At 35.6% G+C, this 12,542-nt stretch carries 13 protein-coding genes and 1 pseudogene; 13 read left to right on the forward strand and 1 reads right to left on the reverse strand.

Annotated elements, in window-relative coordinates; genetic code table 11:
- The first annotated feature begins 96 nt into the window (after positions 1-96).
- Positions 97-729, forward strand: a complete 633-nt coding sequence (gene nth, locus EGX96_RS07850) for an endonuclease III (RefSeq protein WP_000949176.1) — start codon at positions 97-99, stop codon at positions 727-729.
- Here nth and EGX96_RS07855 read toward each other — a convergent pair whose 3' ends face one another.
- The gene (locus EGX96_RS07855) at positions 730-1,125 is read right to left on the reverse strand and encodes a prepilin peptidase (protein ID WP_000606045.1); all 396 of its coding nucleotides are present in this window, start codon (positions 1,123-1,125) and stop codon (positions 730-732) included. It lies immediately after the preceding gene.
- 154 nt (positions 1,126-1,279) lie between these two features.
- Here EGX96_RS07855 and EGX96_RS07860 point away from each other — a divergent pair, with 154 nt between their 5' ends.
- The 12 genes and pseudogenes from EGX96_RS07860 to EGX96_RS07910 all read left to right on the forward strand — a co-directional run bounded on the left by EGX96_RS07860 (position 1,280) and on the right by EGX96_RS07910 (position 12,540).
- A complete protein-coding gene (locus tag EGX96_RS07860) occupies positions 1,280-1,489 on the forward strand; it encodes a YqgQ family protein (RefSeq protein ID WP_123957835.1) in 210 nt (69 codons plus the stop codon).
- Entirely contained in the window at positions 1,486-2,454 is a 969-nt protein-coding gene (locus EGX96_RS07865) for an ROK family glucokinase (protein WP_000038547.1), read from the forward strand. Before EGX96_RS07860 ends, EGX96_RS07865 begins: the two co-directional genes overlap by 4 nt.
- 11 nt (positions 2,455-2,465) lie before the next feature.
- The gene (locus EGX96_RS07870) at positions 2,466-2,846 is read left to right on the forward strand and encodes a rhodanese-like domain-containing protein (protein WP_000367664.1); all 381 of its coding nucleotides are present in this window, start codon (positions 2,466-2,468) and stop codon (positions 2,844-2,846) included.
- 231 nt (positions 2,847-3,077) lie between these two features.
- Complete coding sequence (typA, locus tag EGX96_RS07875; protein WP_000183432.1) at positions 3,078-4,919, forward strand: translational GTPase TypA; 1,842 nt, start codon at positions 3,078-3,080, stop codon at positions 4,917-4,919.
- A 44-nt stretch (positions 4,920-4,963) separates the two neighbouring features.
- Positions 4,964-5,209, forward strand: coding sequence for a DUF3165 family protein (locus EGX96_RS07880; protein ID WP_000499533.1), 246 nt, complete (start codon positions 4,964-4,966; stop codon positions 5,207-5,209).
- A gap of 129 nt (positions 5,210-5,338) precedes the next feature.
- On the forward strand, positions 5,339-6,694 hold the full coding sequence (murD, locus tag EGX96_RS07885; protein ID WP_000849681.1) for a UDP-N-acetylmuramoyl-L-alanine--D-glutamate ligase: 1,356 nt from the start codon (positions 5,339-5,341) through the stop codon (positions 6,692-6,694).
- A 2-nt stretch (positions 6,695-6,696) separates the two neighbouring features.
- Complete coding sequence (locus tag EGX96_RS07890; RefSeq protein WP_000516700.1) at positions 6,697-7,773, forward strand: UDP-N-acetylglucosamine--N-acetylmuramyl-(pentapeptide) pyrophosphoryl-undecaprenol N-acetylglucosamine transferase; 1,077 nt, start codon at positions 6,697-6,699, stop codon at positions 7,771-7,773.
- 3 nt (positions 7,774-7,776) lie between these two features.
- Positions 7,777-8,913, forward strand: a complete 1,137-nt coding sequence (locus tag EGX96_RS07895) for a cell division protein FtsQ/DivIB (RefSeq protein ID WP_001124859.1) — start codon at positions 7,777-7,779, stop codon at positions 8,911-8,913.
- Positions 8,914-9,184: 271 nt separating this feature from the next.
- Positions 9,185-10,378: pseudogene (gene ftsA / locus EGX96_RS07900) on the forward strand (cell division protein FtsA); the annotation flags it as partial.
- Positions 10,352-10,558: a cell division protein FtsA C-terminal domain-containing protein gene (locus tag EGX96_RS11325; protein WP_370443801.1), complete on the forward strand. Its 207-nt coding sequence runs from the start codon at positions 10,352-10,354 to the stop codon at positions 10,556-10,558. The pseudogene ftsA and the gene EGX96_RS11325, both read left to right, overlap by 27 nt.
- Before the next feature lie 21 nt (positions 10,559-10,579).
- Entirely contained in the window at positions 10,580-11,860 is a 1,281-nt protein-coding gene (gene ftsZ / locus EGX96_RS07905; RefSeq protein ID WP_000232007.1) for a cell division protein FtsZ, read from the forward strand.
- Between the two features lie 5 nt (positions 11,861-11,865).
- Entirely contained in the window at positions 11,866-12,540 is a 675-nt protein-coding gene (locus EGX96_RS07910; protein ID WP_000981485.1) for a YggS family pyridoxal phosphate-dependent enzyme, read from the forward strand.
- The last annotated feature ends 2 nt before the right edge of the window (positions 12,541-12,542 follow it).

Below are 12,542 nucleotides of genomic sequence, written 5' to 3' on the forward strand. Positions count from 1 at the left end.
TAAAATAGGGTTAATGGATTGTAAACCTCAGTTCTGATATTCTTTATTTTGAAAGATATCGTGATATAATGATAAAAAAGAAAGATAAGGAATAAAATGTTATCAAAAGCAAAATCACGATATATTATCCGTGAGATTATTAAGTTATTTCCAGATGCTAAACCTAGCTTAGACTTTACTAATGTCTTTGAGCTTTTGGTAGCTGTAATGCTATCAGCTCAAACAACTGATGCAGCTGTTAATAAAGTTACACCCGCCCTTTTTGAACGCTTTCCAAATCCTTTAGTTTTGGCACAAGCTGATCCCAAAGAGATTGAACCCTATATTTCTAAAATTGGGCTTTACCGTAATAAAGCTCGATTCTTAAATCAATGCGCTAAACAATTGATAGAGCATTTTGATGGAAAAGTCCCCCGAACTCGTCAAGAGCTAGAAAGTTTGGCTGGCGTTGGAAGGAAAACGGCTAACGTGGTCATGAGTGTTGGATTTGGTATTCCGGCTTTTGCCGTAGATACTCATGTCACTCGGATTTGTAAACACCACCAGATTTGCAAACAGTCGGCTTCTCCACTGGAAATTGAGAAACGAGTCATGGAGGTTTTACCACCAGAAGAGTGGCTAGCTGCACATCAATCCATGATTTATTTTGGTCGTGCAATTTGTCATCCTAAAAATCCAAAATGCGACCAGTACCCACAACTTTATCACTTTCCTGATAATTTAAAGTGATTAGAATAAAAGAGAGTAACTGGTGACGATTATATAAGCGATACTTAAAAACGGTAGAAAAGCTATCGTTTTTTTCATTTTTCTCATAACTAAACAATAAATAATTCCTAACCAAGCACCTATTTGAATAATAAAAAGCATTTGATGAAGAGGTAAAGATAAGCCAATTGTGGCTAAATAAAGGAAATCTCCACTTCCGATATTAATATCAACCACTTCAGCTAAAATCCCAAATAAACACAAAACAATAGAAACTTTTGTAATCGGTGTGAGAATTATCGTTGAAATGGTGAATAATATCCATAGAAAAATAGGATACTCTTGGTATTTTATATCATAATAACTTAAGATAAAACTCATGCATAAAGAAATAAAATAGATGGTAGACATAATCATAAAATCCTTTTTATAGTTTATATTTATATTCGAAAAATGGTAGAAAAGAGATTACGATTTCTATTATAGATAGTCAGTCTAACGTCATAATGACAATTAGCAAGCGGTTGCGGATTTTCTTGAAAATTGAATGGTTTTCTGTTAAAATTCATATATGAAAGTTTTATTCGATGTGCAGAATCTTTTGGAAAAATTTGGTATTTATGTTTATATTGGTAAACGTCTTTATGATATCGAAGTTATGAAGATTGAATTGCAACGTCTCTACGATAATGGTCTGATAAGTAGAGATGATTATTTAAAAGCAGAACTGATTTTAAGAAGAGAGCACAGACTAGAATTGGAGAAGGAAAATAAAAAATGAGTAAGAAATTATTGGGAATTGACCTCGGAGGAACGACCATTAAATTTGGTATCTTGACGCTTGAGGGAGAAGTACAAGAAAAATGGGCAATTGAGACCAATACTTTAGAAAACGGAAGACATATCGTTTCTGATATCGTTGAATCTCTCAAACATCGTTTGAGCCTCTATGGATTAACAAAAGATGACTTTCTCGGTATCGGTATGGGTTCTCCAGGAGCTGTTGATAGAACTAGTAAAACAGTAACAGGTGCTTTTAATCTAAATTGGGCTGATACTCAAGAAGTAGGTTCAGTTATTGAAAAAGAAGTTGGAATTCCATTTTTTATTGATAACGATGCTAATGTTGCAGCACTTGGTGAACGCTGGGTAGGTGCTGGTGCCAATAATCCCGACGTTGTTTTCGTAACCCTCGGAACAGGAGTAGGTGGAGGTGTTATCGCAGATGGTAACCTCATCCATGGTGTTGCAGGAGCAGGTGGAGAAATTGGGCATATGATTGTTGATCCAGAAAATGGATTTACGTGCACATGTGGTAACAAAGGCTGCCTTGAGACAGTTGCATCAGCGACAGGTGTTGTTAGAGTAGCACGTCAACTCGCAGAACAATATGAGGGTTCGTCTGCCATTAAAGCAGCGATTGACAACGGTGATACTGTTACAAGTAAAGATATTTTTATAGCAGCAGAAGATGGGGATAAATTTGCTAATTCTGTTGTTGAACGTGTATCACGTTACCTTGGACTGGCAGCAGCTAATATTTCAAATATTTTAAACCCTGATTCTGTGGTTATTGGTGGCGGTGTCTCAGCAGCAGGTGAATTTTTACGTAGTCGCGTTGAGAAATACTTTGTCACATTTGCTTTCCCACAAGTTAAAAAGTCAACTAAAATTAAGATTGCTGAACTAGGTAATGATGCTGGTATTATTGGTGCAGCAAGCTTAGCCAATCAACAAGCAAGTTAAGGAGATAAGGTATGGATATGTCTGTTATTTTAATTATTGTTATTCTTCTGGCTTTTGTTGCTTGGGCATCTTGGAATTATTGGAGGGTTCGTAGGGCAGCTAAATTTTTAGATAACGAGTCTTTTCAAAAAGAAATGTCACGAGGACAGTTAATTGATATCCGAGAAGCTGGTGCTTTTCATAGAAAGCATATTCTCGGAGCACGTAACATTCCAGCAAGTCAATTTAAAGTTGCCTTATCGGCTTTGCGCAAAGATAAACCTGTCCTCTTATATGACGCAAGCCGTGGTCAATCTATTCCAAGGATTGTTTTGTTACTCAGAAAAGAAGGTTTTAATCAACTTTACGTGTTAAAGGACGGTTTCAATTACTGGACGGGTAGAGTTAAGTAATATACTAAGGAGAGAGTTACTATTAATAACTCTCTTCACTTTTTGTAGAAATGAATTAAATTGAAAAAAGTAGAAAATAAATGGCATAAATAATGAAATGATGAAAAGTTTTCTTATCACAAATAGGCAGTTAATATGAAAACATTTACACTTGTGTAAATTCTGTTTTTTAAGAAAAATTGTGTTATAATTCATAAGTTAACAGAATTACATTATAAAATAGAGGAAAACATGACAAATTTAAGAACAGATATCCGTAACGTTGCGATCATTGCCCACGTTGACCACGGTAAAACAACTCTCGTTGATGAATTATTAAAACAATCACATACTCTTGATGAGCGTAAAGAGCTTGAAGAACGTGCAATGGATTCAAATGATATCGAAAAAGAACGTGGTATCACCATTCTTGCAAAAAATACAGCCGTAGCATACAACGATGTTCGTATCAATATTATGGACACACCTGGTCACGCGGACTTTGGTGGTGAAGTTGAGCGTATTATGAAAATGGTTGATGGTGTTGTTTTAGTCGTTGATGCCTACGAAGGAACAATGCCACAAACACGTTTTGTTTTGAAGAAAGCTCTTGAACAAAACTTAATTCCAATCGTTGTTGTAAATAAAATTGATAAGCCGTCAGCTCGTCCATCAGAGGTTGTTGATGAAGTTCTTGAACTATTTATTGAGCTCGGTGCTGATGATGATCAACTAGATTTCCCTGTTGTTTATGCTTCAGCTATCAATGGAACATCTTCAATGTCAGATGATCCTTCAGATCAAGAAAAAACAATGGCACCGATTTTTGATACTATCATTGATCACATTCCAGCCCCAGTTGACAACTCGGAAGAACCACTTCAATTCCAAGTTTCTCTTCTTGATTACAATGATTTTGTAGGACGTATTGGTATTGGACGTGTTTTCCGCGGGACTGTCAAAGTTGGAGATCAAGTTACTCTTTCAAAACTTGATGGTACAACTAAAAACTTCCGCGTAACAAAACTTTTTGGTTTCTTTGGACTTGAACGTAAAGAAATCCAAGAGGCTAAAGCGGGTGATTTAATCGCTGTTTCTGGTATGGAAGATATCTTCGTTGGTGAGACAGTAACTCCGACAGATGCTATTGAACCACTACCAGTTTTACGTATTGACGAGCCAACACTTCAAATGACTTTCTTGGTGAATAATTCACCATTTGCAGGTCGCGAAGGTAAATGGATTACGTCACGTAAGGTTGAAGAACGTCTTTTAGCAGAATTACAAACAGACGTTTCTTTACGTGTTGACCCAACAGATTCGCCAGATAAATGGACGGTTTCAGGGCGTGGAGAATTACATTTATCTATCCTTATTGAAACAATGCGTCGTGAGGGATATGAACTTCAAGTATCACGTCCAGAAGTTATCATCAAAGAAATTGATGGTGTTCAATGCGAGCCGTTTGAGCGTGTTCAAATTGATACTCCAGAAGAATATCAGGGTGCTATTATCCAAAGTTTGTCAGAGCGTAAAGGTGATATGCTTGATATGCAGATGGTTGGTAATGGTCAAACGCGTTTGATTTTCTTGATTCCTGCACGTGGTTTGATTGGTTATTCAACAGAGTTTCTTTCAATGACACGTGGATATGGTATCATGAATCATACTTTTGACCAGTATCTACCGGTTGTTCAAGGAGAAATTGGTGGTCGTCATCGTGGTGCCTTGGTTTCTATTGAAAATGGTAAAGCAACTACATATTCAATTATGCGTATTGAAGAACGTGGGACTATCTTTGTAAATCCAGGTATAGAAGTTTATGAAGGAATGATTGTTGGTGAGAATTCTCGTGATAATGACCTCGGAGTCAATATTACAACTGCTAAACAAATGACAAATGTCCGTTCAGCAACTAAAGATCAAACTGCAGTCATCAAGACGCCTCGTATCCTTACTTTAGAAGAGTCACTTGAATTTTTAGCAGATGATGAGTACATGGAAGTAACTCCTGAGTCTATTCGTCTTCGTAAACAAATTTTAAATAAAGCAGCACGTGACAAAGCTAATAAAAAGAAAAAATCAGCTGAATAATATCCAAAGTATTTCTTATTTATGATTAATAAGAAAGGAGTTCTATGTTTTACTTAATTGTTGCCCTTTTGATTGCCTTGTATTACTTTTTTATGGCACCAAAAACAGTACGTAATACTTTGAACGCTATTGGTTTAGTAGGTTTGGTAGCCTTATTACTTGTCTTGGCAGTTATGAGTTTTATTAAAATCCTTCAATTGCCAGGTGAATTGTATATTGGGCTTATAATGATTCCTCTAGGATATACAGCATTTAAAGAAACATTGAATTTGTCAGAAAAGAAGAAATAGCTTATGAACTTAGGATTTTGTCTCCTAAGTTCTTTTGTTTTGAGAAATTAGAGACATATCCTTTACCTTGAAAAAGCCACTGATTAAAGGTAAAATAATAGGGATAATAATGATAGAATGGGACGAGTAATGAAAACAATAACAACATTTGAAAATAAAAAAGTTTTAGTCCTTGGTTTAGCACGATCTGGAGAAGCTGCTGCACGTTTGTTAGCTAAGTTAGGAGCAATAGTGACAGTTAATGATGGCAAACCATTTGATGAAAATCCAACAGCACAGTCTTTGTTGGAAGAGGGTATTAAAGTGGTTTGTGGTAGTCATCCTTTAGAATTGTTAGATGAGGATTTTTGTTACATGATTAAAAATCCAGGAATACCTTATAACAATCCTATGGTCAAAAAAGCATTAGAAAAACAAATCCCTGTTTTGACTGAAGTGGAATTAGCATACTTAGTTTCAGAATCTCAGCTAATAGGTATTACAGGCTCTAACGGGAAAACGACAACGACAACGATGATTGCAGAAGTCTTAAATGCTGGAGGTCAGAGAGGTTTGTTAGCTGGGAATATCGGCTTTCCTGCTAGTGAAGTTGTTCAGGCTGCGAATGATAAAGATACTCTAGTTATGGAATTATCAAGTTTTCAGCTAATGGGAGTTAAGGAATTTCGTCCTCATATTGCAGTAATTACTAATTTAATGCCAACTCATTTAGATTATCATGGGTCTTTTGAAGATTATGTTGCTGCAAAATGGAATATCCAAAATCAAATGTCTTCATCTGATTTTTTGGTACTTAATTTTAATCAAGGTATTTCTAAAGAGTTAGCTAAAACTACTAAAGCAACAATCGTTCCTTTCTCTACTACGGAAAAAGTTGATGGTGCTTACGTACAAGACAAGCAACTTTTCTATAAAGGGGAGAATATTATGTCAGTAGATGACATTGGTGTCCCAGGAAGCCATAACGTAGAGAATGCTCTAGCAACTATTGCGGTTGCTAAACTGGCTGGTATCAGTAATCAAGTTATTAGAGAAACTTTAAGCAATTTTGGAGGTGTTAAACACCGCTTGCAATCACTCGGTAAGGTTCATGGTATTAGTTTCTATAACGACAGCAAGTCAACTAATATATTGGCAACTCAAAAAGCATTATCTGGCTTTGATAATACTAAAGTTATCCTAATTGCAGGAGGTCTTGATCGCGGTAATGAGTTTGATGAATTGATACCAGATATCACTGGACTTAAACATATGGTTGTTTTAGGGGAATCGGCATCTCGAGTAAAACGTGCTGCACAAAAAGCAGGAGTAACTTATAGCGATGCTTTAGATGTTAGAGATGCGGTACATAAAGCTTATGAGGTGGCACAACAGGGCGATGTTATCTTGCTAAGTCCTGCAAATGCATCATGGGACATGTATAAGAATTTCGAAGTCCGTGGTGATGAATTCATTGATACTTTCGAAAGTCTTAGAGGAGAGTAACTATGGGGAAAAAAATTGTTTTTACAGGTGGTGGTACGGTAGGTCATGTAACACTAAACCTAATATTAATCCCCAAATTTATCAAAGATGGTTGGGAAGTACATTATATTGGTGATAAAAATGGCATAGAACATGAACAAATTAATCAGTCTGGACTTGATATCACATTTCACTCTATAGCTACTGGGAAACTACGTCGCTATTTTTCATGGCAAAATATGTTAGATGTCTTTAAAGTAGGGGTTGGCGTTCTTCAATCGATTGCTATTATTGCTAAACTTAGACCCCAAGCCTTATTTTCAAAAGGGGGATTTGTTTCAGTACCTCCTGTAGTAGCTGCACGCCTATTAAAAGTTCCTGTTTTTGTTCATGAATCAGATTTATCAATGGGGTTAGCAAATAAGATTGCTTATAAATTTGCGACTATTATGTATACGACTTTTGAACAATCTAAAGATTTAATCAAAACTAAGCATATTGGTGCTGTAACAAAAGTCATGGATTGTAAAAAGTCGTTTGAAAATACTGACTTAACTAGTATAAAAGAAGCCTTCGATCCAAACCTAAAGACCTTACTATTTATTGGAGGATCAGCAGGTGCAAAAGTATTCAATGATTTTATTACTCAAACACCTGAGCTGGAAGAAAAATATAATGTTATCAATATTTCAGGCGATTCTTCTCTCAATCGATTGAAGAAGAACCTTTATCGCGTGGATTATGTTACAGACCTTTATCAGCCTTTAATGAATTTAGCAGATGTGGTTGTTACACGAGGTGGCTCTAATACTATTTTTGAATTAGTAGCTATGAAAAAACTTCATCTTATTATCCCTCTTGGACGTGAAGCGAGCCGAGGTGACCAATTAGAGAATGCTGCTTATTTTGAAGAAAAGGGCTACGCATTGCAGTTACCAGAATCTGAATTAAACATAAATACACTTGAGAAACAGATAAATTTATTAATTTCTAACAGTGAGAGTTACGAAAAAAACATGTCACAATCATCTGAAATAAAATCTCAAGATGAATTTTATCAATTATTAATTGATGATATGGCAAAAGTAACAAAAGGATAAAACATGCCTAAGAAGAAATCAGATACCCCAGAAAAAGAAGAAGTTGTCTTAACGGAATGGCAAAAGCGTAACCTTGAATTTTTAAAAAAACGCAAAGAAGATGAAGAAGAACAAAAACGTATTAACGAAAAATTACGCTTAGATAAAAGAAGTAAATTAAATATTTCTTCTCCTGAAGAACCTCAAAATACTACTAAAATTAAGAAGCTTCATTTTCCAAAGATTTCAAGACCTAAGATTGAAAAGAAACAGAAAAAAGAAAAAATAGTCAACAGCTTAGCCAAAACTAATCGCATTAGAACTGCACCTATATTTGTAGTAGCATTCCTAGTCATTTTAGTTTCCGTTTTCCTACTAACTCCTTTTAGTAAGCAAAAAACAATAACAGTTAGTGGAAATCAGCATACACCTGATGATATTTTGATAGAGAAAACGAATATTCAAAAAAACGATTATTTCTTTTCTTTAATTTTTAAACATAAAGCTATTGAACAACGTTTAGCTGCAGAAGATGTATGGGTAAAAACAGCTCAGATGACTTATCAATTTCCCAATAAGTTTCATATTCAAGTTCAAGAAAATAAGATTATTGCATATGCACATACAAAGCAAGGATATCAACCTGTCTTGGAAACTGGAAAAAAGGCTGATCCTGTAAATAGTTCAGAGCTACCAAAGCACTTCTTAACAATTAACCTTGATAAGGAAGATAGTATTAAGCTATTAATTAAAGATTTAAAGGCTTTAGACCCTGATTTAATAAGTGAGATTCAGGTGATAAGTTTAGCTGATTCTAAAACGACACCTGACCTCCTGCTGTTAGATATGCACGATGGAAATAGTATTAGAATACCATTATCTAAATTTAAAGAAAGACTTCCTTTTTACAAACAAATTAAGAAGAACCTTAAGGAACCTTCTATTGTTGATATGGAAGTGGGAGTTTACACAACAACAAATACCATTGAATCAACCCCTGTTAAAGCAGAAGATACAAAAAATAAATCAACTGATAAAACACAAACACAAAATGGTCAGGTTGCGGAAAATAGTCAAGGACAAACAAATAACTCAAATACTAATCAACAAGGACAACAGATAGCAACAGAGCAGGCACCTAACCCTCAAAATGTTAATTAGCAATAAAAAAGACTGGATTTATCAGTCTTTTTTATATATATCAAGTCAGTCATAGATTGCTAGTAAAAATTGATTTCTTGAAAAAAATTTAAGTTTGTTATAAGTTCCGAATGGTTTAAATAAGTTAGAAATATTTCAATTTGATGTTGCTTAATAAAAAAACGTAATTTGGTAACAATTCTGCTTTTTTTATGGTATAATATTTTCTGAATAATTCTGTTTTTGGCAGATGTAGAATAGAAAAGAATGGAAAGATAGCGAGGTCGAGTGAATGGCTAGAAATGGCTTTTTTACTGGTTTGGATATAGGAACAAGCTCGATTAAAGTTTTAGTTGCAGAATTTATTGCAAATGAAATGAATGTAATTGGGGTTAGCAACGTCCCTAGTTCCGGTGTAAAAGATGGTATAATTATTGATATTGAGGCAGCAGCAACTGCAATCAAAGAGGCGGTAAAACAAGCTGAGGAGAAAGCAGGCATCACCATTGACAAAATCAATGTTGGATTACCAGCAAATCTTCTCCAAATTGAACCAACTCAAGGAATGATTCCTGTTCCTAATGAATCAAAAGAAATTAAGGATGAAGATGTCGAAAGTGTTGTTAAATCAGCATTGACTAAAAGCATTACTCCTGAAAGAGAAGTTATTTCATTGATTCCGCTTGAATTCATTGTAGATGGTTTCCAAGGGATTAGAGACCCTAGAGGGATGATGGGGATTCGCCTTGAGATGCGTGGTCTTATCTATACTGGACCAACAACTATCCTTCATAATCTTCGTAAAACTGTTGAACGAGCAGGTATAAAAGTAGAGCATGTTGTGATCGCCCCTCTAGCCTTAGCAAAATCAGTTCTAAACGAAGGTGAACGTGAGTTTGGTGCAACTGTGATTGATATGGGAGGCGGACAAACAACAGTCGCTTCTATGCGTAATCAAGAATTGCAATATACTAATATTTATTCTGAAGGTAGCGATTATGTTACCAAAGATATTTCTAAAGTGCTACGTACAACAGTAGAAATCGCCGAAGCATTGAAATTCAACTTTGGACAAGCTAATGTTGAAGAAGCAAGTACTTCTGATACAGTTCAAGTTAATGTTGTTGGTAACGAGGAACCTGTTGAAATTACAGAAAGCTATCTTTCGCAAATTATTTCAGGACGTATTCGTCAAATTTTAGAACATGTCAAACAAGACTTGGGTAGAGGTCGTTTACTTGATTTACCTGGTGGTATTATTCTTGTTGGAGGTGGTGCAATTATGCCAGGAGTTGTCGAGGTTGCTCAACAAATTTTTGGAACTAGAGTTAAATTGCACGTTCCAAACCAAGTAGGTATTCGCAATCCAATGTTTGCTAATGTTATTAGTATCGTTGATTATGTAGGAATGATGTCAGAAGTTGACATTATCGCACAACATGCTGTAACTGGCGACGAAATGCTAAGACATAAACCAGTCGACTTTGATTATAAAGAAAAAACAAATACAATGTCGACAATGCCTTATTCTGAGCCGTTAACCTCTTCTATGGAAGATTCTAATTTAGAACCAATCCGAGCAAGAGAAAACGCTCAAGAGCCTACTGAGCCTAAAGCTAATATTGGTGAGCGCATCAGAGGAATTTTTGGAAGTATGTTTGACTAAAACAATAAGTGAGGAATAAAAATGGTATTTTCATTTGATACAGCATCAGTACAAGGTGCAGTTATTAAAGTTATTGGTGTTGGAGGCGGTGGCGGTAACGCTATTAACCGCATGATTGACGAAGGTGTCGCTGGCGTTGAGTTTATTGCAGCAAATACTGATATTCAAGCCTTAAGTAGCTCAAAAGCTGAAACTGTCATTCAACTTGGTCCAAAATTAACTCGCGGACTTGGTGCAGGAGGACAACCTGAAGTTGGTCGTAAAGCAGCTGAAGAAAGTGAAGAAGTTTTAACAGAAGCACTTACTGGCGCTGATATGGTATTTATCACAGCAGGTATGGGGGGCGGATCTGGTACAGGTGCGGCTCCAGTTATTGCACGTATTGCAAAGAGTTTAGGAGCACTTACAGTAGCGGTCATCACACGTCCTTTTGGCTTTGAGGGTAATAAACGTTCTAACTTCGCTATCGAAGGTATTCAAGAATTAAGAGAACAAGTTGATACACTGCTTATCATTTCAAATAATAATCTTCTTGAAATTGTAGATAAGAAGACACCATTGCTTGAAGCTCTTAGTGAAGCAGATAATGTTTTACGTCAAGGTGTTCAAGGTATTACGGATTTGATTACTAACCCAGGTTTAATTAACCTTGACTTTGCAGATGTTAAAACAGTTATGGCAAATAAAGGTAATGCACTGATGGGAATTGGTATCGGTTCTGGTGAGGAACGTATTACTGAAGCTGCTCGAAAAGCAATTTATTCACCACTTCTTGAAACAACGATTGATGGAGCAGAAGACGTTATTGTCAATGTTACCGGCGGTATGGATATGACACTTACTGAAGCAGAGGAAGCATCAGAGATTGTTAGCCAAGCAGCAGGTAAAGGTGTCAATATTTGGTTAGGTACTTCAATTGACATGGATATGAAAGACGAAATCCGCGTAACAGTTGTTGCAACAGGTGTACGTAAAGATAAAACTAATCAAGTATCTGGTTTTACAACATCAGCTCCAACTAATCAAGCACCTTCAGAACGTCAAAGTACTTCAAATTCAAACTTTGATCGTCGTGGCAACTTTGATATGACAGAGTCTCGCGAAATGCCAACTCAACAAAATCAGCCTCATGCACAAAATCAGCAACAAAGTTCTGCTTTTGGTAATTGGGACCTTCGTCGTGATAATATTTCACGTCCGACAGAAGGTGAACTTGATAGCAAGTTGTCTATGTCAACGTTTTCAGAAAATGATGATATGGATGATGAACTTGAAACACCTCCATTCTTTAAAAACCGTTAATTAAAATGATGAATTTACAAGAAAATAAAACAGCGATTTTTGACAATGTTAGTAAATTAGCACTAAAAGCAGGTCGCGCTCATGAATCAGTTCATATCGTAGCTGTAACAAAATATGTTAACTGTCAAACAACAGAAGCGCTTATTAGAACAGGTGTTAATCATATCGGTGAAAATCGTGTTGATAAATTTCTTGAAAAATATCAAGCATTAAAAGATGAAAAGCTTACATGGCATCTCATTGGTAGTTTACAACGTCGAAAAGTTAAAGATGTCATTAATTATGTTGATTATTTTCATGCTTTAGATTCTGTTAAGTTAGCAGCTGAGATTCAAAAACGTGCTCAAAAACCAATTAAATGTTTTCTACAAGTTAATATATCACGAGAAGACAGTAAGCATGGTTTTACTATTGAGCAAATAGATGATGCACTGAACTTAATTTCTCGGTACGATAAAATTGAACTTATCGGCATCATGACTATGGCTCCCTTAAAAGCAACTAAAGAGGAAATATCATCAATTTTTGAAGAGACTGAGAGTCTTAGGAAAAGGCTTCAAGCTAGGAACATAGAACGAATGCCGTTTACAGAATTAAGCATGGGCATGAGTAGAGATTATGATATTGCTATTCAAAATGGATCAACATTTGTAAGGATAGGAACTTCATTCTTTAAATAATG

This window comes from Streptococcus sp. FDAARGOS_520 (assembly GCF_003812685.1).
Taxonomy (GTDB): Bacteria; Bacillota; Bacilli; order Lactobacillales; family Streptococcaceae; genus Streptococcus; species Streptococcus agalactiae.

Excerpts from the sequence above, each read along its gene's own strand:
- nth (WP_000949176.1), top strand. The coding sequence starts at position 97 with ATGTTATCAAAAGCAAAATCACGATATATTATCCGTGAGATTATTAAG.
- EGX96_RS07855 (WP_000606045.1), bottom strand. The coding sequence starts at position 1,125 with ATGATTATGTCTACCATCTATTTTATTTCTTTATGCATGAGTTTTATC.
- EGX96_RS07860 (WP_123957835.1), top strand. The coding sequence starts at position 1,280 with ATGAAAGTTTTATTCGATGTGCAGAATCTTTTGGAAAAATTTGGTATT.
- EGX96_RS07865 (WP_000038547.1), top strand. The coding sequence starts at position 1,486 with ATGAGTAAGAAATTATTGGGAATTGACCTCGGAGGAACGACCATTAAA.
- EGX96_RS07870 (WP_000367664.1), top strand. The coding sequence starts at position 2,466 with ATGGATATGTCTGTTATTTTAATTATTGTTATTCTTCTGGCTTTTGTT.
- typA (WP_000183432.1), top strand. The coding sequence starts at position 3,078 with ATGACAAATTTAAGAACAGATATCCGTAACGTTGCGATCATTGCCCAC.
- EGX96_RS07880 (WP_000499533.1), top strand. The coding sequence starts at position 4,964 with ATGTTTTACTTAATTGTTGCCCTTTTGATTGCCTTGTATTACTTTTTT.
- murD (WP_000849681.1), top strand. The coding sequence starts at position 5,339 with ATGAAAACAATAACAACATTTGAAAATAAAAAAGTTTTAGTCCTTGGT.
- EGX96_RS07890 (WP_000516700.1), top strand. The coding sequence starts at position 6,697 with ATGGGGAAAAAAATTGTTTTTACAGGTGGTGGTACGGTAGGTCATGTA.
- EGX96_RS07895 (WP_001124859.1), top strand. The coding sequence starts at position 7,777 with ATGCCTAAGAAGAAATCAGATACCCCAGAAAAAGAAGAAGTTGTCTTA.
- EGX96_RS11325 (WP_370443801.1), top strand. The coding sequence starts at position 10,352 with ATGCTAAGACATAAACCAGTCGACTTTGATTATAAAGAAAAAACAAAT.
- ftsZ (WP_000232007.1), top strand. The coding sequence starts at position 10,580 with ATGGTATTTTCATTTGATACAGCATCAGTACAAGGTGCAGTTATTAAA.
- EGX96_RS07910 (WP_000981485.1), top strand. The coding sequence starts at position 11,866 with ATGATGAATTTACAAGAAAATAAAACAGCGATTTTTGACAATGTTAGT.